This window comes from Methylosoma difficile, from assembly GCF_054657615.1.
Genome location: NZ_BAAHYJ010000004.1, coordinates 183,333 through 203,098 on the forward strand (window position 1 = coordinate 183,333; position 19,766 = coordinate 203,098).

The 19,766-nt window shown below is 48.9% G+C and carries 16 protein-coding genes; 6 read left to right on the plus strand and 10 right to left on the minus strand.

From position 1 onward, the window contains the following. Positions 1–156: 156 nt before the first annotated feature. The 5 genes from ACYQ1O_RS12535 to ACYQ1O_RS12555 all read right to left on the minus strand — a co-directional run bounded on the left by ACYQ1O_RS12535 (position 157) and on the right by ACYQ1O_RS12555 (position 6,858). Positions 157–429, minus strand: a complete 273-nt coding sequence (locus ACYQ1O_RS12535; protein ID WP_459992118.1) for an acylphosphatase — start codon at positions 427–429, stop codon at positions 157–159. Continuing rightward, entirely contained in the window at positions 429–2,630 is a 2,202-nt protein-coding gene (rlmKL, locus tag ACYQ1O_RS12540; RefSeq protein ID WP_459992119.1) for a bifunctional 23S rRNA (guanine(2069)-N(7))-methyltransferase RlmK/23S rRNA (guanine(2445)-N(2))-methyltransferase RlmL, read from the minus strand. The genes ACYQ1O_RS12535 and rlmKL overlap by 1 nt, the downstream gene beginning before the upstream one ends. A gap of 161 nt (positions 2,631–2,791) precedes the next feature. Further along, positions 2,792–3,223, minus strand: a complete 432-nt coding sequence (locus ACYQ1O_RS12545) for an FKBP-type peptidyl-prolyl cis-trans isomerase (RefSeq protein ID WP_459992120.1) — start codon at positions 3,221–3,223, stop codon at positions 2,792–2,794. 204 nt (positions 3,224–3,427) lie between these two features. Beyond that, on the minus strand, positions 3,428–6,265 hold the full coding sequence (locus ACYQ1O_RS12550; RefSeq protein ID WP_459992121.1) for a beta strand repeat-containing protein: 2,838 nt from the start codon (positions 6,263–6,265) through the stop codon (positions 3,428–3,430). Beyond that, complete coding sequence (locus tag ACYQ1O_RS12555; RefSeq protein WP_459992123.1) at positions 6,193–6,858, minus strand: calcium-binding protein; 666 nt, start codon at positions 6,856–6,858, stop codon at positions 6,193–6,195. Before ACYQ1O_RS12555 ends, ACYQ1O_RS12550 begins: the two co-directional genes overlap by 73 nt. Positions 6,859–7,421: 563 nt before the next feature. Between ACYQ1O_RS12555 and ACYQ1O_RS12560 the strand changes: the two genes are divergently transcribed. Then, positions 7,422–8,018 carry a PilZ domain-containing protein gene (locus tag ACYQ1O_RS12560; RefSeq protein WP_459992125.1) on the plus strand — a complete coding sequence of 199 codons (597 nt, stop codon included), beginning with the start codon at positions 7,422–7,424 and terminating at the stop codon, positions 8,016–8,018. A 112-nt stretch (positions 8,019–8,130) separates the two neighbouring features. Here ACYQ1O_RS12560 and ACYQ1O_RS12565 read toward each other — a convergent pair whose 3' ends face one another. Then, the gene (locus tag ACYQ1O_RS12565) at positions 8,131–8,523 is read right to left on the minus strand and encodes a hypothetical protein (protein WP_459992126.1); all 393 of its coding nucleotides are present in this window, start codon (positions 8,521–8,523) and stop codon (positions 8,131–8,133) included. 93 nt (positions 8,524–8,616) lie between these two features. Then, positions 8,617–9,174 carry an ADP compounds hydrolase NudE gene (nudE, locus tag ACYQ1O_RS12570; RefSeq protein WP_459992128.1) on the minus strand — a complete coding sequence of 186 codons (558 nt, stop codon included), beginning with the start codon at positions 9,172–9,174 and terminating at the stop codon, positions 8,617–8,619. Positions 9,175–9,217: 43 nt separating this feature from the next. On the opposite strand from nudE, the gene yrfG reads away from it, so the two are divergent. Continuing rightward, complete coding sequence (yrfG, locus tag ACYQ1O_RS12575; protein ID WP_459992129.1) at positions 9,218–9,874, plus strand: GMP/IMP nucleotidase; 657 nt, start codon at positions 9,218–9,220, stop codon at positions 9,872–9,874. On the opposite strand, the gene ACYQ1O_RS12580 is transcribed toward yrfG, so the two are convergent. Beyond that, the gene (locus ACYQ1O_RS12580) at positions 9,849–11,225 is read right to left on the minus strand and encodes a DEAD/DEAH box helicase (RefSeq protein WP_459992130.1); all 1,377 of its coding nucleotides are present in this window, start codon (positions 11,223–11,225) and stop codon (positions 9,849–9,851) included. The two genes, yrfG and ACYQ1O_RS12580, sit on opposite strands and share 26 nt — an antisense overlap. A gap of 98 nt (positions 11,226–11,323) precedes the next feature. Here ACYQ1O_RS12580 and trxA point away from each other — a divergent pair, with 98 nt between their 5' ends. The 4 genes from trxA (at position 11,324) to rsmA (ending at position 15,035) form a co-directional block, all read left to right on the plus strand. Continuing rightward, positions 11,324–11,650, plus strand: coding sequence for a thioredoxin TrxA (gene trxA / locus ACYQ1O_RS12585; protein WP_459992131.1), 327 nt, complete (start codon positions 11,324–11,326; stop codon positions 11,648–11,650). Between the two features lie 186 nt (positions 11,651–11,836). Next, the gene (gene rho / locus ACYQ1O_RS12590; protein WP_459992133.1) at positions 11,837–13,093 is read left to right on the plus strand and encodes a transcription termination factor Rho; all 1,257 of its coding nucleotides are present in this window, start codon (positions 11,837–11,839) and stop codon (positions 13,091–13,093) included. Between the two features lie 143 nt (positions 13,094–13,236). Continuing rightward, entirely contained in the window at positions 13,237–14,247 is a 1,011-nt protein-coding gene (pdxA, locus tag ACYQ1O_RS12595; protein ID WP_459992134.1) for a 4-hydroxythreonine-4-phosphate dehydrogenase PdxA, read from the plus strand. Further along, positions 14,244–15,035, plus strand: a complete 792-nt coding sequence (rsmA, locus tag ACYQ1O_RS12600; protein WP_459992135.1) for a 16S rRNA (adenine(1518)-N(6)/adenine(1519)-N(6))-dimethyltransferase RsmA — start codon at positions 14,244–14,246, stop codon at positions 15,033–15,035. The genes pdxA and rsmA overlap by 4 nt, the downstream gene beginning before the upstream one ends. Before the next feature lie 229 nt (positions 15,036–15,264). Here the strand turns inward: rsmA and ACYQ1O_RS12605 are convergent, their stop codons facing one another. Together ACYQ1O_RS12605 and ACYQ1O_RS12610 are read right to left on the minus strand one after the other, a co-directional pair. Continuing rightward, the gene (locus ACYQ1O_RS12605; RefSeq protein WP_459992137.1) at positions 15,265–16,245 is read right to left on the minus strand and encodes a type II secretion system F family protein; all 981 of its coding nucleotides are present in this window, start codon (positions 16,243–16,245) and stop codon (positions 15,265–15,267) included. Positions 16,246–16,694: 449 nt separating this feature from the next. Further along, entirely contained in the window at positions 16,695–19,763 is a 3,069-nt protein-coding gene (locus tag ACYQ1O_RS12610; protein ID WP_459992138.1) for a tetratricopeptide repeat protein, read from the minus strand. Positions 19,764–19,766: the final 3 nt, after the last annotated feature.

Below are 19,766 nucleotides of genomic sequence, written 5' to 3' on the forward strand. Positions count from 1 at the left end.
TGGTTGCAGGGTTTTTTTTCGCCTAAATTTTGCCGAAGATAATTAAGTATTAAGCAACATTAAGGAAATATTTATCGTAAAGGTATAAATCCTGAAACAATATGTGTCAAGAAAATAGTGAAAAACATCACTACCTTGACAAGCAAGCCATAATGCTTATTTGACAACCTCAAAAGACGTAAAGGCTTGAGTTATCGCTTGCTCAATCACCTCGACCAAATCTACCCGCGCTGTAATTGGCCCCTTGTGGCACCAAGCAATAAACTTGTCCATCACCTCATCTTCAGCTTCAGCAATAATTTCTACGCGCTTATCAGGCAAGTTTTGCACTTGGCCTTTCACGCCCATCCGCAAAGCTTCTTTTTGGGTAAACGCCCGAAAATAGACACCCTGCACACGCCCGCTTACCAGAATTTTAAATCGACGCATTACTTACAAATCCTCCAACAATAATGAATTTTAGGATCACGGGCAAAATCTTCAGGGATTGTTTGCGCCGTTATATCTTCTATGGTTAAGTCCGACAAGGCTTCCAGATCCATCTTAAAACGCCGGAAGTTTGTGGAAAAATACAACACACCCTGCTCCGCCAACAAAGCGGCAGCGTTTTTAATTAAAGTGACGTGATCGTTTTGAATATCGAACACATCGTCCATTCGTTTGGAATTGGAAAACGTCGGTGGGTCCAAAAAAATCAGATCGAATTGGCGGGGCCGCGCTTGCTTGGCCTCGTGCGCCAACCATTCCAGACAATCGGCCTGGATAAATTCGTGTTCGCCCGCCACGGCATTTAACGACAAGTTATTTTTCGCCCAGTTGATATAAGTGTTGGACATATCCACCGTGGTGGTCGCCAGCGCACCGCCCACAGCCGCATGCACGGTTGCACTGCCTGTGTAAGCAAACAGATTCAAAAAGCGTTTGCCTTTGGCTTGTTTTTGAATCAGCAAACGAATAGGCCGATGGTCAAGAAATAACCCCGTATCCAGATAATCCTCAAAATTGACCAACAACTGGCAACCGCCCTCTTGCACTTGATGGAAGTGTCCGCGTTCGGCTTGCTTTTCATATTGTTCGGTATTGCGTTGTTTACGGCGGATTTTTAAAAACACTTGCTCACGGCTAATGCCAAAGACATCGGGCAGCTCAGCTAATAAAGCCGCTAAACGTTGGTCGGCCTTTTGCGGAGCAATCGTTTTGGGTGGTTCGTATTCCTGCACATTCAGCCACGTTTGCCCGCCCTGATAAACATCAATCGCCACACAATATTCTGGCAAATCGGCATCGTAAGCACGGAAACACGTCACCCCTTGCTGTTTTGCCCATTTGTTCAATTTTTTAAGGTTTTTCTTCAGCCGATTGGCAAACATCAGCGCACCGGCAGCGTCCTCTTCTGTTGACGGCGCCTCGGTTTCGGTGATTTGCGCGATACGTTCGGCTTGTGAGCGGGCTTTAGGGATGAAAAACGCACTCTCTTCAATGTTAAGGCGCAACAGTTTGCATTCCAACGCGCCGTTAAACAAAGTGACTGTTTTTTGCGAACGGATGCCCAAACGGAACCCAAGCTCGGGGTTGCTGATAATCATCGCCGCTTTCCAACCGACAAAATGACTTTTTAAAGTATCGCCAAATTTCTTATACAATTCCGCCGTCTCTTCCTCATCACCTAAGCGCTCGCCATACGGCGGATTGCAGATCAACAGGCCTGGCTGCCAGCTGTCGGCAGGTTTGGCATCGGCAATATCCCGGCGTTCGACGTGGATTTTATGGGCAAGCCCCGCATTGGCAATATGCTGGCGCGCCGTGTTGACGGTTTGGCGGTTTTGGTCAAAACCAACAATCACCGGCAATTTTGTCAGGCCAATGTAACGGCGCTTTTCCGCTTCGGCAATCAACTTATCCCAGCTGGCGGCATCGTGTTTTTTCCAGCCGCTAAAACCAAAATAATCGCGCAACAGTCCTGGCGCGTAATCCGCCGCCATCATCGCACCTTCCAGCAACAAAGTGCCGGAGCCGCACATCGGGTCCAGCAGCGTACCTTTTTGTTGGGCAATCGCCACCCAGCCACTGCGCATCAACATGGCGGCGGCAAGATTTTCCTTCATGGGCGCAGCAATATTGGTGTCGCGATAACCGCGCCGATGCAAGCTTTCGCCGGACAAATCCAAACTCAATTGCGCCACTTCATTTTGCAAATGCACATTGATGCGAATGTTGGGCTGTTCGGTATTGACACTCGGGCGTTTGCCGTACTTTTCGCGCATTTGGTCAACAATCGCATCCTTCACTTTTAATGCGCCAAAATGGGTATTGCTGATTGCCGCTGAATTTTTGGCATTAAAGGTGACCGCGATGCTGTCTTCAGGATCGATATGCTCAAACCAATTGATCTGCTGCACGCCACGGTACAAATCTTCTTGCGACCGGACAGTAAAAGAACTTAATTCCAACAAGACGCGGTTAGCCGTCCTTGACCACAGGCAAACCCGATAAGCCAGCGACAGGTCTCCCTGAAAGGCAACACCCGCCAAAGTGGCTTTAAATTGGTTAACACCCAAAGCTTGCAGCTCTTCGGTGAGCATGGGTTCCATGGCTTTAGGGGTGGTGGCAAAAAATGTATAGTTGGGCATAGTGTAAAATTAAAAAAGCCTTGCACAGGCAAGGCTTTTGGAAAGGAAAAGGTCATGGCTGTGGATTAACCAATGCCAAGTGCAAACAGATGTTTGTGCATAGCTTGATTGTTAAACCGCTTCAAATCAACCATCACCAGAAAATAACTGGGCAAGGCCGATTACTTGACAATATCCAGCAGTTCAATCTCGTAGATTAAAGCCTCATTGGGCCCTACATTGGCAGCACCCGCCAAGCCATAGCCAAGCTGGGTGGGGATATAAAAACGAAATTTCGCACCTTCCGTCATCAACCGGACACCTTCACTCCAGCCTGGAATGACATGGGCCAAAGGATAGGTAACAGGCTTACCTTCATCGGTACGGTCAAACTCTTGACCGTCAATTCTTAACGCCCTGTACTTAACCATTACAGAATCGGTTTCTTCCGGATGTTTGGAGCCTTTGCCTTCCACCAATATTTCGTACTGCAAGCCTGAAGGCGTGATTTTTATATGAGGTTGTTTGGCGTTTTTGGCAAGAAAAGCCGCACCTTTTGCTTTGATTTCTTCAGGTGTTTCGGCATTTGCCATCGAAAATAAAGTTAAACCCATCAAAATAGCTGTAACAATTGAAAGAAATTGGGTTTGCGTTTTTCTCACGATTTATTCCTCTTTATTGTTGTGGAACTCCCATTTTAGCAAAAACAAACCTTTGGTTTCTATTTGATTTGTCCCTGACAACAACACTTTCAAACTAAAAAGCAAGGCACAGCAAAAAATTTGTATGCTGTGCCTCACCGTTTTTAGGTCTCTCGGTTACAACACAAAGCTTGAAGCGGTTATGACAGGCGAACCTAATACTTGAATTTCAAGATCCACCAAACTGTCGCCATTGGTATCGGCAAGCACCAAACCGGCTGTGGCATCAAATCGCACTTGCCCAGCCGTACCGGTAAAACCGGTTTTGATAAAGCTAAATGCTTGGTTGCCGGCTGCTGCCGAATTGGCATCGATGGCAGACAAATCAATTTTATCCAGTTCCGCCACGCTAAAATCATTGATTACATCATGAAATGGCGTACCTGGGGTGCTTTCAAAAATTGACGTATAGATAAACTTATCCGCTCCTGTGCCACCGGTTAAGTTGTCTGCCCCCAAACCACCGGTCAGCAGATCATCACCTGTGCCGCCGGTGATGGTATCGTTACCGGCATCACCAGTAATGGTGTCGTTGTCGGCACCGCCATCTAACAAGTCATTGCCATCATTACCCGTTAAGCTGTCATTACCCGTGCCACCTGATAATACGTCGGCGCCAATCGTGCCAATCAAGGTGTCATTACCCAATGTACCCACATTGGTCGAGCCTTCAGTAAATTTGATGTAGCGACCGTCTAACGTAAAGCTGTTGACCGAATAAATGCCGGTCAGCTTAATTTGCAGCGCATTATTAGCAATATGCAACGTTGACTGATTATTAACGGTGTTCACGGAAAGCTGCACTTGATAACCTATCAATGTGCCATCACCTAACACCACAGAACCACCGGTAAAATCAAAATAATTAATGCGAATACTATCGCCAACAGACGCATCGGTAATGGTATCAACACCAGCAGCCCAATAGACCGAATAATCAAAAATATCATTACCCGCACCACCCGTTAGGGTGTCATTGCCGGAGTCGCCATTGATAATATCATTACCCGCACCGCCATTAATTTTGTCATCACCGTAGTAACCCGTCAGCCGGTCATTTGCCGAACCACCGGTCATATCAAGCACTTCAAAACTACTGTAATTAATGACGTTCAGCTTAGCAGTATCGTAATAACTCGAACCGTAAACACTACGGATCACCGTTGTGGATGAACTGAAATTAACGACTAAGGTATCATTGCCTGCACCACCATCAGCATAATCGTTACCATCACCTAGCCTTACAATATCGTCACCTTCGCCGGTGCGTACGCTGTCGTTACCGCGTACGGCACTGGTATCGATAATGTCATTTTTGCTGCCAGTGATGAGGACGACGGCTTCAATACCGGTTAGGCTGACAACATTGCTGGTTACGTTGCTGGAGGTTGTGCTGGTTAGCGAACCATTGCCAGTCGCCGCCAAGATCAGTTTAATGGCGGTAGTGGCCGCGCTTTGATCGCCTACCCAAGTGTCGTTGCCCGTTCCGCCATCAATAATGTCTTTACCTGCACCGCCACTGAGTACATCGTTACCAGCATTGCCTATCAAGGTATCTACATCGCTGCCGCCGATTAAGGTATCGTTGCCGCTGCCGCCTCTGAGGATGTGCTTTTCGAAGTTACCATAGCTAATTGAAGCGGTATTCAACTTATCAGCCATCACATATGCATTGGTCGCCCAACCACTGAATGGATCATAAAGACTCGTCACAGTTGAGCTAATGTCTGAAGTCAAGCTACTGTAATCGACCGTTAGCGTATCCGTTCCAGCTCCCCCTAAAGCTGTATCAAAACCCAACCCCAGTGAGATTTCATCATCGCCGCCATTGGCGTAAACAATATCGTTCAAGGCATAGCCTTCACTGTTGAGTTTGTCTTTACCCAAGCCATTGTAAAAATTAAAGCCTTCAATATTGCGGATCGAGTGGCCCGCTGCTGTACCTTGGGCGGTGGTTTGGCTTGTTGCCGCGCTAACTACCAACCCAGCGAGGATAGAAGATAAATCGGCTTTCCAGATGTCGTTACCCGCGCCGCCATCAATCGTGGCTTTACCCGTACCACTATCCAGCCAATCGTCACCTTCACCACCCGACAGGGTATCAACGCCTTCACCGCCAGACAGTATGTCATTGCCAATACCGCCACTAAGGCTGTCATCGTTTCTGCCGCCTGTCAGCGTGTCATTACCGCTACCGCCCGTTAGTTTAAAAATTTCCACACCACTGAAAGTCAAGCTGTCGCCCGATACTGAAGTGAAGTTCCCATAGTAACCATTAGACCCATCGTAAGGATACGTGGGGGTCAGCGTAACTGCATTGATATTGGTGGTAACAGCCCCCCAATTCATCACCAGCGTATCATTGCCCGTACCTGCATCAACATTATCCACACCGCGGCCAGTGGTAATGGTATCGTCGCCGCCGTAGGTATTGATGATGTCATTAAACGCCGCAGTTTTAGCGGTTATAACATCGTCGCCTGCAGAATAATTGGTACTAACAATTAATTGTTCAATTCCTGACACCGTTACGCCGAGAGGGGCAACTTGAGTGGTTTTAACCAAATTGATGGTGACGTTGTCGTTATAGGCTGTAAAATCTGCCTGCCAAGTGTCAGTGCCTGTGCCACCATCGATAGTGTCAATACCACTGCCACCATAGAGGATGTCGTTACCGGCACCACCCACCAAGCGGTCATTATTAGCACCGCCATATAAGGTATCGTTACCCGAACCGCTGGTTATATTGAAGGCTTCAACGCCAAAGAAATCAACGGCTGTACTAGCCGTTAAAACGCCTGCTTGAATGCGTCCGCTGTAATAGTAATCGGTAGACCAATAAGGGCCTGAATAGGGGTAAACAGCACTTGTCATTTTCACATCTACCGTAGCAGTGCTGTAGTCCACCACCAACGTGTCAAAACCGCTGCCCGCATCAACTGTACTAAAACCCAAACCAGTTTAATGGTATCGTTGCCACCGCCTGCATAGATGGTGTCAAGCCCTAAACCAGAGGAAATTAAATCATCGCCTTCACCTGTAGATACCCAGTCGTTGCCCACAACAGCAGAAGTATCAATAGAATCGTTACCCGAACCGGTTGTTAGGTTTAGGGCCTCAATATTTTTAACCGACGCGCTGGTTGCGCTGATGGTGTAAGCCAAACCGCTGCCGCCACTTGCACCGGTGTTATTTAAAGTGACAGCAACATCCACACCTAAGGATGAATAATCAGCCACCCATAAATCGTTAAGCCCTGTACCGCCATCAATATTATCAGCCCCTAATCCGCCATACAACGTATCGTCCCCGCCCCCGCCGACCAAGCTATCGGCAGAATTGGCGCCATAAAAGGTGTCATTGCCCGAACCGCCGGTAATGTCAAATGATGCAAAGCCGGAGAAATTGATGGTGTTAAAAAACTCATCGGTGAGCGAGTTTGGTGTGCCAAAAATATCTTCCGTTAATGTGGAGTAGTCCACTTTTAACCGGTCTGTACCGTTACCGGTTAAGGTAAATTCGCCTAAAGGTGCTTGAATAGTCGCCATTGTTTTTTCCTATAAAATATTTACGTTAAAAATACAAAGTGGATTGCCAGAAACACTTTTTTCTAGGTGAAAAAAGTGGATTTCCGGCAGCCAAGTATAACTATAAGTAATTGATAGTAAAGAAATAAAAAAATATTAACCAATTCACACAAAGGACGTTAACTGGTTCATATTATTTGCTTTGTCGGGTTGGTTTTTTCTGTTAGGAAACAACTATTTGATTACCTTTTCGAGCTTATCCAAAAACTGTCAATAAAAGGGTTTTACGAGACACCCCGCAAAATTAAAAGGCCATTTTCACCCAGCCAATTGCCTACAGAAAAAGATCACGAAAATTAAACCCGTTCCAGTGCCAAAAGCCGTTTCTGTTTGGCAACCCTATGCTTTTGTTAGAAAAACTATCAAGGCTTCTGCTAGCTTTATCCAGCCACTGAACAACACTGGGTGTATAATCCCCGCCAAACTTGCGATTGCCAATGGCGTTTATTGGGTTAAATGATAGAAACCCCCATCTACAAGCCTAAACTTTAATCGGGATAATTATAAAAATACGGAGGATAGCGATGAACCTTGTCGTAGAACGCACTTACCGCAAAAACCTTCACACCAAAGGTTTGATTTTTATGAACGGTGCCGAATATGAAGTCGTCATAAAAAACCTGTCCATTACCGGTGCGCTAGCCGAGTTTCATAGCGTCAATTACAGCAGCGATGTCAAAGATATTTTCAGCAACTTGCAGGCCAGCACCAAACACGATTTGTATTTGCCCGAACTGAGCTTGGCGGGCGAAGTGGAAATTGTCAGGGTTGATAGCGAAGGGGATTATATTTTTCTGGCTTTAGAATTTAAGAATGTCAGCCATCATATCGACTCGGTTTTGTACAAGCGCAAAGCCTATCGGAAAAGCATAGCCGATACGGGCAAAATCCTTATCGACGGAGTATTTGTTGAATTTACTTCCGTTAATGTTTCCGTTGATGGCTTGATGATTGAAATCAACCAAGCCGTCAGCTTGCCGGAAAACACGCTGACACACTTTGCCTTCCAACGCTTGTCACTGGAAGGCGAGATAAAAGTTGTTTGGGTAGAACAGCTTGCCGACAACAAAACCTTAATGGGATTGAAGTACGTGAAGCTGGGTAAAATCCAGCCAGAATAAATCCTTAGAACTCCCCTCCGGCAACAACGCCAACTAAATTCATCGCCTACCCAAAAACGATAAAGCCATATCCAGCCTAACTAGGATATGGCTTTATAACAAATAAAATCAATCAATTAATGTCACTAGCCGTTTTTTTTGCTTGGCTCGATTGGAAATAAACACGGCGTTCAACTTTGCCATCAACAAAAACCTTTTCAACAGAAAACTGACCAAAAATAGGCAGTAAAATTGCCCCTTCTTGGGTCTCATCGATACGTTTGCCCAATTCAGCAATCACCACCCTGGCAATTTCCAATGCCCGTTTTTCGGTGACGTTTCCAAATGCAGCCTCTTTATTTTGCTTGGCGGCTTTCACAATCTGGGCCAAAGGAATCCTTTTAGGCTCAACACTGGCGGCTGCGGCTTGCACTTGCGGCAAACTCGCTTGAGGACTATCAACAATACTGGCCTTATCCGCCAACTTTTTTAATAATCGGGCTGACACTTTTTTTGTACTCTTCATTTATTCCTTCCCTTCAGAATGGCGTGTAACTGACAAAGATATTTGCGGTCTCCGCACTCGCATTTTAGGCACACTCGGGTTAACGAATTATTATCAGCCGCACGGACGGCTTTTCAGAAACTCCAACGCCATAAACAAAGCTGCTATAGAACGGGCTTCGGTACATTCACCAGTTGCCAGCAAGCCATTGATATTGGACAACTGCCAAGGGACGACTTCTAACGCTTCCGGCTCGTCGCCCTCTAGCTTTTCGGCATATAAATCTTCGGCGACGATGATTTCGGTGGAATGCTCAAGGTAAGCCGGCGCAACCGTGAAAGAGCTAAGATGATGCAGACGCTTGGCACCAAACCCGACCTCTTCTTTCAGTTCACGGTTGGCAGCCTCAAAAAACGACTCGCCAGCATCAATCTTTCCTTTCGGCAGACCCAATTCGTAGCGGTGCACACCTGCCGAATATTCGCGCACCAACAGTACCGTTTGCTCATCTAACAGCGGCACGACCAACACCGCACCATGGGAACCGCCACGCGCCAAGCGTTCGTAATTGCGCTGCTCGCCATTGCTAAACTGAATATCCATGGATTCAATGCGGAACAATCGGCTTTTGGCGATCACGGTTCGGTTTAGGATGGTCGGTTTTTCAGCCATAATTTGCTACCCTGTTAAGTCATTTTAAATATATCGCACTCTTATGATTAATTGGAAACAAATTGACACCGTTTTGCTAGATATGGACGGCACGCTGCTGGATTTAAATTTTGACAACCATTTCTGGAAAACCTATGTGCCACAAAAATACGCAGAACTGCATGGCCTAAGCCTAGAAGCCGCCAAACAGGCGCTACAACCACGCTTTAAAGACATGGAAGGCAAACTGGAATGGTATTGTTTAGATTATTGGAGTGCCGAGCTGCAATTGGATATTGTCGGCTTAAAAGCGGAAATAGCAGGGCTTATTGCCGTGTTGCCGCATGTGATGGAATTCTTGGAAAAAATACGTGACTCTCATCACCGAGTATTATTAGTGACCAACGCGCATCGCCGCAGCTTGGACTTAAAAATGCGCCAAACCTGCTTGGACGTCTTTTTTGATGGCATTATTAGCTCGCATGACTACGGCTGGCCCAAAGAACACCAACACTTTTGGAGAGAGCTACACCATAATCAAGGTTTTGACAAACAACGTACTCTGCTGGTTGATGACAGCCTGCCTGTATTGGATGCCGCCAAACAATTCGGCATCGCGCATCTGCTGTCAGTCAGCCAACCTGATTCAGGATTGCCCAAAAGGACAATAGACTGCTACCCTGCCATCGACGACTTTAGGGTCTTGATGAGTGCGCTTTAGGCTTTGTACCGCGTTGAGGCGGGCGTTTGCCGGAACTGGGTTTTCTGTCGGGCTGCGGCCTTCTTTCCGGTAAGACGACTTCCGCCAACAATTCTTTAGGGATGGCTTTAACGGGGATTTTTTCGCCGATATATTCTTCAATATCGGGCATGGAATAAGCGTATTGCTCGCAAACAAAGCTGATCGCCTCGCCACTGGCACCAAAGCGCGCAGTACGACCAATACGATGCACATAATCTTCCACATCTTGCGGCAAGTCGTAGTTGAAGACATGCGAAACGTCGGCAATATGCAAGCCGCGTGCGGCAACATCGGTGGCAATCAATAAGTTGACGCGGTTTTCTTGGAAATCATTCAACAGTCGTTGGCGCTTGTCTTGCGGCACATCACCGCTTAAAGCGGCGGTTTTATAGCCATTGGCTTTTAAGGTGTCGTCCAACAATTCGGCACAACGCTTGGTGTTGACAAAAATAATGCTGCGCTGGGGCTGGTAAGCATTCAACATACCGACCAACAACGGGATTTTTTGCTCGTTGGACGGACAAAATGCCGTTTGTTGGATGGCCTTTGCCGTCATCTGCTCGGTTTCAATACGGATCAGCACAGGATTGTTCATGTGTTCATACGCCAGCTCCGTCACTTTATAAGATAAGGTGGCGGAAAACAGCATATTCAAACGATTGCTGGGGCTGGGCATTTGCCTGAGCAAATAGCGGATGTCTTTAATGAAGCCCAAGTCGAACATGCGGTCGGCCTCATCCATCACCGTCACGATAATATCGTTTAAGCTAAAGGCTTTTTGCTTATAGAAATCGATAATCCGCCCTGGCGTACCAATGATAATGTCAACATTGGATTTGATTTTTTCCAACTGTTTTTGGTAATCGGTGCCACCGTAAATGAGTGCGTATTTAAAATCCAGATTTTTGCCTAACAAAAGTGCGTCTTTATGGATTTGGATGGCTAGCTCACGGGTAGGCGCAAGTATGATGGCGCGCGGATTTTTGTGTTTGGGCTTATCGGTTTTTACGGTTTTTTGCGGTGCAACCTTAGTCGACTCCGGTTCGTCCAAACAATCCCAATCGTCAAACTCGTCGTGGTCATGATCGTTATCATCTTCCACCACACCATCATTTAACAGATGCTGAAAGGTTGCCAATAAAAAGGTGGCTGTTTTGCCGGTACCCGTCTGCGCCTGTCCGGCAAGGTCTTTGCCGCGTAGTGAAATGGGCAGTGCCTTGTCTTGGATGGGCGTACATTGATTAAAGCCCGCTTCCTTTAAACCGCTTAGGATAATGTCAGACAATTCAAGGTTGCTAAAACGGGTTTCGGTGAGATGTGTATTTTTCATAGGCTATAGGATAACGCAAAATTCAAAACGATTGAAATTGATTGACGGCAAGGCATATCCCTCCTATAGTTTCAATTTTAAATTTTTGGAGAAAAAAAGTGAGCGATTCGGTTCTTCATGTAACTGATAGTGAGTTCAGCGAAACAGTCTTAAAAGCAGCCGGCCCTGTGCTGGTCGACTATTGGGCGGAGTGGTGCGGCCCTTGCAAGATGATCGCGCCGGTGCTTGACGCCATTGCCGAAGAATACAAAGGCAAATTGACGGTTGTTAAACTGAACATTGATGAAAACCCACAAACCCCACAGCAATACGGTGTACGTGGCATCCCAACTTTAATGCTCTTCAAAGACGGTGATGTTGAGGCCACTAAAGTGGGCGCATTGACCAAATCAGAATTGGCCAAATTTTTAGACAGCAACATCTAAGCCCTACGGTTACCCAGGCCTGCCATAAAAGGTTGGACGGGGCTGGGTAGCTGAGTTATACTTTAACTGTGCGGAAATCTACGCACGTCTTTCAAACCATCCAAAAACGCACCTCTTAATCCCTTATACCCTACCGGTGTCATTGCAGTGTCTTACTGTACATGCACGGCTTCGAATTGTCCTTTTATGAATCTAACCGAGTTAAAGCTAAAACAAATCAGTGAAGTTATTGATATTGCCGAATCCCTAGGCCTTGAAAACGTTGCCCGATCCCGAAAACAAGACCTAATCTTTGCCATCCTAAAAAAACAGGCCAAAGCAGGTGACGACATCTACGGCGACGGCGTTCTGGAAATTTTAGCAGACGGCTTTGGTTTTTTACGGACTCCCGGTTGTTCATATCTTGCAGGCCCTGACGACATCTACGTCTCGCCTAGCCAAATCAGACGATTCTCACTAAAAACCGGCGACACCATCAGCGGCAAAATCAGACCGCCTAAAGATAACGAACGCTACTTCGCGATGCTGAAAGTTGAACAAATCAACTTCGAGCCGCCCGAAAATACCAAAAACAAAATCCACTTCTCCAACCTGACGCCTTTATTTGCCAAACAACGTTTTGTGCTGGAACGCGGCAATGGCTCAAGTGAAGACCTGACAGGCCGCATCATCGACCTGATCGCCCCCATCGGCAAAGGCCAGCGCGGCCTGATCGTATCGCCACCTAAAGCCGGTAAGACAATGATCTTGCAAAGCCTGGCGCAAGCGGTAGCGGAAAAATACCCGGAATGTTATCTGATTGTTTTGCTGATCGACGAACGCCCTGAAGAGGTCACGGAAATGGAACGTTGCGTGCGCGGCGAAGTGATTTCCAGCACCTTTGACGAACCGCCAACCCGCCATGTGCAAGTTGCCGAAATGGTTATCGAAAAAGCCCGCCGTTTGGTTGAACACAAACACGACGTGGTTATTTTGTTAGACTCCATTACGCGTTTGGCAAGGGCTTACAACACCGTCGTCCCCTCATCAGGCAAAATCCTCACCGGTGGTGTGGATGCCAACGCCTTAGAAAAACCCAAACGCTTCTTTGGTGCGGCAAGAAACATTGAAGAAGGCGGCAGCTTGACCATTATCGCCACCGCTTTGGTCGAAACCGGCTCAAAAATGGACGATGTCATTTACGAAGAATTTAAAGGCACCGGCAACATGGAGTTGCACCTAGACCGTAAAATTGCCGAAAAACGTATCTACCCAGCTATCAACATCAACCGTTCCGGCACACGCCGTGAAGAATACTTGGTTGATCCCGACACGCTGCAAAAAACTTGGATATTGCGAAAAATCCTCCAGCCTATGGATGAAGCCGCCGCCTCTGAATTCTTAATTGGTAAGCTGAAAGACTTCAAAACCAATAACGAATTTTTCGATTCAATGAAACGCTAAAAATCAAGTGCAAGGGTCATAACCAGAGACCCTCACTAAAAAAAGTTGGGGTCAGGTACAGACCCCAACTTACGATAAAACACCAACACCCGTACCGGCGCATCAGTGGCTAAAACGCCAGCCCATCTAACGAGTTAACGTCTATGTCAGCCACACCAGCCGCCCATCAAAACACGCCACGTATTGCCTTAACACCGGGCGAACCCGCCGGGATTGGCCCTGACTTATGCATCCAACTGGCTCAGCAAGACCTGCCTTGCGAATTGGTGGTCATCGGAAGTGCAGAACTGCTGACGCAACGCGCCAAACTACTGGGTCTGCCGCTTAACTTAAAAAACTTTATCGCCGATACCCCCGCTACACCTCAACAAGCCGGCAACTTGACGCTTTTGCCTGTAGAACTGGCAGAACCGGCACAATGCGGGCAACTGAACGTAGCCAATAGCCGTTATGTATTAAAAACCATCACTAAAGCCACTAAAGGCTGTATGGATGGCCTATTTTCGGCCATGGTCACCGCCCCTATACACAAAGGCATCATCAACGATGCCGGTTTTAGCTTTAGCGGACATACCGAATACATTGCCGACCTAGCAGGCGGACAACCGGTGATGATGCTGGCAACGCCTGGCTTACGGGTCGCCTTGGCAACCATCCACCTACCTTTGGCGCAAGTCAGCCAAGCCATCACCCACACCAGCTTGCGAACCGTCCTCCGTATTTTGGAACACGATTTACGCACCCGTTTTGGCATTGCCAAACCCAAAATTCTGGTCTGCGGACTGAACCCCCATGCCGGCGAAGGCGGACACTTGGGTCGTGAAGAAATTGATATTATCGAACCGGTATTGGAAAGCTTCCGCAACCAAGGCATCGACGTGGTCGGTCCTTTGCCTGCCGACAGCCTCTTCACCGCCAAATACCTCGACAATGCCGACGCCGTGTTGGCGATGTACCACGACCAAGGCCTGCCGGTTTTAAAATACAAAGGCTTTGGTCGTGCCGTCAACATCACGCTGGGCTTACCCATTATCCGCACCTCGGTCGACCACGGTACCGCCTTGGACTTGGCGGGCACAGGCAAAGCCGACTTAGGCAGCTTGCAATACGCCATTGAAACGGCCTTAACTTTAGTCAACAGCAACCCTAAATGAACACACACACCGCCCGCAAACGCTTTGGTCAGAATTTTTTGCACGACCATTCCATTATCTACAACATTTTTTCCAGTATCCAAGCCAGCGCGGGCGAACATTGGGTGGAAATCGGCCCAGGCCTTGGCGCATTGACCGAGCCTCTGCTCAAACAAAAACTCAATTTGGACGTGGTGGAACTAGACCGCGATTTGGTCGCCTTGCTGGAAAAAAAGTTTGCCGCTTACGACAACCTACGTATCCACAGCGCCGATGCCTTACGGTTTGACTTTGCCGCCCTCGCCGCACCCGGCGAAAAGCTGCGTGTGATTGGCAACCTGCCCTACAACATCTCCACGCCACTGATGTTCCACTTGCTCGACAACGCTTATTGCATTGAAGACATGCATTTTATGCTGCAAAAAGAAGTGGTTGACCGCATCTGCGCCGAACCTGGCAGCAAAAAATACGGACGATTAAGCGTGATGATGCAATATTATTGCGATACCGAATGGCTGTTTGATGTGCCACCGGAAAGCTTCGACCCCGCGCCGCAAGTCACCTCCGCCATCGTCCGCCTAGTGCCGCACAAGCAACCGCCCGTACAGATTAAAGATGTCAAAGTGCTTAACCGCGTCGTCACGGAAGCCTTTATGCAACGCCGCAAAACCTTGCGCAACGCGTTAAAAAAACTGATAAGCGACGAAGCCATCAACGAACTGGGCATCGATGCCAGCTTACGCGCCGAGAACATAACGCTGGAAGAGTTTGCCAAATTGAGCAGTTTAGTAGAAAAAAAGCTTGACTGACCTGCGACAATCTGACGCGCGTCAACATGCCACATTTCTTTTAACCGATCTAATGACTAATATAATCACAACTCTTGAGATGCAAGCTTCCTTTTGGAAACCAGAGTTGAATATCCTTCTCTTCCATGCGGCTTTTTTAGCCGCATTTTTTTTGCCTAAAATAACGCGCCAACACACCGAATTAAGGTTTTCCCGTTAAAAATTGCACGGCCCGCCGAAGCGCAAAACTTTAAAATTCCACCGGCACCACCGTTGCCACTGGGCTAGCCAATAACGAATAAGCCATCCATCCGGCAACTGCGCCATAAACCAAGCGCGGCAACCATTCAGCCAAGGCATCGTCTTGCAAGCCAATGTTTTGCGCTTCCAATTGGCTAAAACGGTACATGCCTTGGGCCAGTTTGCCGCTTTGCTCGCTACTGTTGATGATTTGCAAAGTAGACGGTTTGATAACCGCCACTAAAGCCAACGTTTCGTAAACGCTAGCGCCGGTTTTGGCCTTTGCAAGCGTGGCTTTAAAACCCGCCCGCAATTGGCTGTTTTTTATGCTGGCAATGGCTTTCGGTAACGCATCCGAAAAAGCCAATCCGGCTTCCAGCATCAACGCCAACAAGAAGAAAAATTCGTTGAGTTGGCGCGTGACCAGCCAACCGGCAACCAGCGGAACCCGTAACTGCAAACGATGCCAGGCCGCTTCCGCCCCCAAACTTGTCAGCACCACCGGCAACTTGACCAACAACCCCACACCGCCGCCAATCAGCAACAACCGCCCCACGGTACTTAAGGCATAACCCCCCAAGCTGATTTGATTGGTGACCAAAGCCGGAAGCGGTTGGATAAACAAAGAAGCCGCCAACATAAACGCGGGCAAGTACAAACGCGATTGGGCTTTTTTAACGCGGCTCGCCAAATCGGCATAATAAACCGCCAAATGCCCATAAACCTCTGCCAAACGCCCGCTGCTTTCGGCGGCCTGCACCAAACTGAATTGGCTGCTGGTGAACAGCCCTGCCCTGTAACCGGCTGCGGCAATCGGCTGCCCCAATTTAAGCGCAGATTGCATCTGCAACAACGGTTTTTTTAAAGCCGGTTCGGTTTGCAACAACAAAGCACAGGCTTGAAAAGCCGGCAATCCCGCCACCTCAAGGTTTTTGAGTTGGGCAAATAATTGCGCTTGTTGGGTGAGGGTTAAAGGGGAATTTTTGCGCATAGGCGGGTTAAGTTTTTGGGTGTTGGGATTAAAAAAAGGGTTTATGAACGGATGTTACGTAGATATATTCTGCGGCGTATCGGGTTCTCGCACCCGATTATCAGCTGTCAGCCGCATCGTTTTTATAGCACGTCATTCCGGCAGGCATTGCCGGAATCCAGAAGCCAAGGATGGCAAGGTTTTGAATTTTCAAGCTGATTTAGGTAAAAACCGCTGGACTCGGTCGAGTTTCACCTCCCTGTGACCTGGATTCCGGCAATCCCTGCCGGAATGACAATACCGATACTCACAGATCAACAATAGATACATCCAGCTCTTTATGCCCTCATGCGTAACCAATTATAAAATGTCTGGCTAAAGGCTAAAGGCTAAAGGCTAAAGGCTAAAGGCTAAAGGCTAAAGGCTAAAGGCTAAAGGCTAAAGCAGCATTGTAGGTTTTTGGGCTGGGATCAAATGGCTGCTTGGCATTCAGCCAATGTAGCTTGTGCTTTGGCGAGGCCGGGGCTACCTGGTAGTTTGCTGAAAATCGTCACGGCTTCTTGCGCGTGGGGCAAGGCTTCAGTTGCGCGTTGCTGCTTGAGCAAAGCTTTAGCCAGATTAAAGTGATTCCACGCGACAAGCTCCAAGCGACCCACGGCTTGCGCCAGCGGCAACGCTTCGCGGGCGAGGCGTTCGGCGGCGGGCCAGTCAGCGCGGTTTAGGGCTAGTTCGGCGAGATTGCCGGTGTAAAGGGCAACACCTTCGCGGTCGCTTGTTTTCTGCGCCAGCCATAACGCTTCGCAGTAGTAGGCTTCGGCAGCCTCCCAATTGCCTGATAGATTTTTAACCGCTGCCAAATCACTGAGGGCTATCGCCACATCCACGCTGTCCGGGTTGATGGCACGATGCAAAGCCAACACCTCTTGGTAAGCCTGTAGCGCCGCCGGATAATCCTTGCGTAACTGATAGCCAAGGCCGCGTAGCTGGATCGATGTAGCCTGTTCTCTAGACCCCACCCTAGCCTGTTGCCAATGCTGGGTACAGCGTTCGGCGCAGGCCAGCAGCGCATCGGCATCGTTTTGCAAGTGATAAACACAACCCGCATAATAAACACGCCAACCGGCGTTGTGACTATCGCCCGCCGCCACTGCCTTGGCTTCGGCATCTAGGCTCAGACTCAGCCAAACATCCCAACGCCCATTGAAATTCAAAAAATCGACTAATGCTTCACAAACCGTTTGCAAACGCTCATTATCGCCCGCCAGCATTAGTGGCAAAGCCGCTTGCACGGTAGGCCAAGCCGCTTCCAGCTCAACAAATGGTGCGTTTTCCTCGTAACCATGCCGCACCGCCAAGGCATAAGCTTCTGCCGCCAAACGTTCACCGGTGGCGGCGATGGCTTGCGGGCGATGGCAGCGTAGGAATTGCCCCGCCAGTGCGGGCAGCAGCCAGCGGTCATTGGCTTCGTCTTCCAGCAACAGGGCACGGTTGCGCAGATCGTCCAGTGCGGTTTCGGCGGCGGTGCGGCTGATGCCCGCCAGCGGCAACAGCCAGTCCAGCGGCGCGGGTTCGGGGAAATAGGCCAAAGCCGCCAGCACGGCGGTTTCGTCTTCAGTAAAGGTGTCGAGCAAATCGCCGAACACGAATTCCAGCGGATCGTTGTTGTGTTCGTGCGCTTGTTGCAAGCGCGTCACCGCCGCGTCCACGGTACGGCAGCGGCCTTGCGCCCGTCCCAACTGACCCGCCGTCCAAGTCAGCAACAGCGGATTACCGCCGGTTTCGGCATACAGACGTTGCTGCTCAGCTGTGGTCAGGTTTGCGACTGGCGGCAGACGTTGACCCAAGTCAACCAGCAATTGTTGGCTGGCGGGAAAATCCAATTTGTCCAACCGCAAGCTGTGGGCGGCGGTTTCGTCGCGGCGGCGGCTGGTGACAATGGCGCGGCAGGTGGTGGGCAACTTATCCAACAAATCGTAAACGCAACGGCGTTCGTCTTTGGCGAGGGTTTCCAGATTGTCCAACACCAACAACAGCCGCCGCTTGGCGAGTTCGTGGCGCACCACGGTAGCGTGTTGCGCTTGCGGAAGGCGCTGGATGTCGTCGCAACCCAACGCAAGGCCAATGGCGGTCAGCAGCACGTGGTAGTCTTCAAAATCGTGGCTGTGCAAGCGGCTTTCGCCATCTGCCGTCAAGCGGCGGTTTTTGGCGGTGACGAACAGCTTGTGCGGGTATTGTTCCGCCGGTGCGCGATACGCCGCCTCCACCGCCAGCGCGGTTTTGCCAATGCCGCCCGGCCCGTCCAACACCACGCCCCAGCCGCGAAAATCCGCTTGCAGGTAAGCAGCGATTTTGCCGAGTTCTTCGGTGCGACCAAAAAAGGGCTGGCGCGGCGGTAAGGTGGAGTGGCTGGCAGTCTGGTGAGCGGTTATAGTTGGTGTCGATGCGCGGGATTCTGACTTTTTACTTTTGCGGTAATGCAAGTGTTCTGGCGAGGTGGCTTGGTTTTGTTGAAGGCGTACTTTTCTGCCATCTGCGATAAAACGCCAACCATCCGGTTCATCGGTTGCATAACGAGGCCAAAATTGAAGATAGGCTTGGTCTTCTTTGACCTCAATTTTGCCAACGGCATAGCCGTGGTCACGTTTCTGGGTTTTAGATTCACCTATATATTCCATGCCGAAAATAGAATTGATTTGACAGAGCCAAGTGGCATCGGAATTACCTATTTTGCGGATGGACTCAATGTTGGTTTCATGGTTATGTCCGAATAAATGCAAAGCGAATCGACCAGCGGGCAAGATTTCTTTTCTACCATGTTCTTTCGCTGAATTCGTCAGCCAATCCGCACTGTGATGAGTCAACAGCAAGCAAAAATTGTGTTGTTTCTGCCAATTGCCAACATCGCCGCACACTTCGTGCAATTGGCGGACATCCCACACCAGTTCGCCTTGGTAATTGCCGCCTTGCAGTTGCAAAAACGCGGTGTTCAGACCGACGATGCCCATGTTTAAACCGTTGACAATCAGGCTGCTGGCGAAATCACCCGGCAGCAAGCCGTGCTTGATCGTCGATGGACGTTTGGGGGTGTTCTGCCACCATTCGCGGTAAGGTGCGAAGGCTTCGTTGATGACGATGCGATATTCATTGTCTGGTTTTTCTGAATCCCAAAATGTTTCAGCAATCGCATCAAATCCGCCGGGTAGCATCAGCATATGCGCGGCGGGTTTGCTTTTATCAGGCCGAAACAAATCATGGTTGCCGGGTACTGCCAGCAATTGCGCCGCGCCGCTGCCCAGTTCGTCTAGTTTTTGCCATAGACGGTCTAAAAATTCGGCCTGCAGCTGGTTAAATTCCTCCGATTTGCCGCGTTGCACCAAATCGCCGGTAAACAGCACCGCATCCCACGGACCGGACAAGTCGTGCAACAACGCCAAATCATCAAAAAATGGCTCGCGCAGATTGGGCCAAAGGCAGTTTTGGCCTTGCAATCCATAATGCAAGTCCGTCAAATGTAACCAAGTGAAGGTTTGGCTGGGCATTGG

What these genes read in the sequence shown, in the direction of transcription:
- ACYQ1O_RS12535 (WP_459992118.1), bottom strand. Translation starts at nt 429, where the DNA reads ATGCGTCGATTTAAAATTCTGGTAAGCGGGCGTGTGCAGGGTGTCTAT.
- rlmKL (WP_459992119.1), bottom strand. Translation starts at nt 2,630, where the DNA reads ATGCCCAACTATACATTTTTTGCCACCACCCCTAAAGCCATGGAACCC.
- ACYQ1O_RS12545 (WP_459992120.1), bottom strand. Translation starts at nt 3,223, where the DNA reads ATGGGTTTAACTTTATTTTCGATGGCAAATGCCGAAACACCTGAAGAA.
- ACYQ1O_RS12555 (WP_459992123.1), bottom strand. Translation starts at nt 6,858, where the DNA reads ATGGCGACTATTCAAGCACCTTTAGGCGAATTTACCTTAACCGGTAAC.
- ACYQ1O_RS12560 (WP_459992125.1), top strand. Translation starts at nt 7,422, where the DNA reads ATGAACCTTGTCGTAGAACGCACTTACCGCAAAAACCTTCACACCAAA.
- ACYQ1O_RS12565 (WP_459992126.1), bottom strand. Translation starts at nt 8,523, where the DNA reads ATGAAGAGTACAAAAAAAGTGTCAGCCCGATTATTAAAAAAGTTGGCG.
- nudE (WP_459992128.1), bottom strand. Translation starts at nt 9,174, where the DNA reads ATGGCTGAAAAACCGACCATCCTAAACCGAACCGTGATCGCCAAAAGC.
- yrfG (WP_459992129.1), top strand. Translation starts at nt 9,218, where the DNA reads ATGATTAATTGGAAACAAATTGACACCGTTTTGCTAGATATGGACGGC.
- ACYQ1O_RS12580 (WP_459992130.1), bottom strand. Translation starts at nt 11,225, where the DNA reads ATGAAAAATACACATCTCACCGAAACCCGTTTTAGCAACCTTGAATTG.
- rho (WP_459992133.1), top strand. Translation starts at nt 11,837, where the DNA reads ATGAATCTAACCGAGTTAAAGCTAAAACAAATCAGTGAAGTTATTGAT.
- pdxA (WP_459992134.1), top strand. Translation starts at nt 13,237, where the DNA reads ATGTCAGCCACACCAGCCGCCCATCAAAACACGCCACGTATTGCCTTA.
- rsmA (WP_459992135.1), top strand. Translation starts at nt 14,244, where the DNA reads ATGAACACACACACCGCCCGCAAACGCTTTGGTCAGAATTTTTTGCAC.
- ACYQ1O_RS12605 (WP_459992137.1), bottom strand. Translation starts at nt 16,245, where the DNA reads ATGCGCAAAAATTCCCCTTTAACCCTCACCCAACAAGCGCAATTATTT.
- ACYQ1O_RS12610 (WP_459992138.1), bottom strand. Translation starts at nt 19,763, where the DNA reads ATGCCCAGCCAAACCTTCACTTGGTTACATTTGACGGACTTGCATTAT.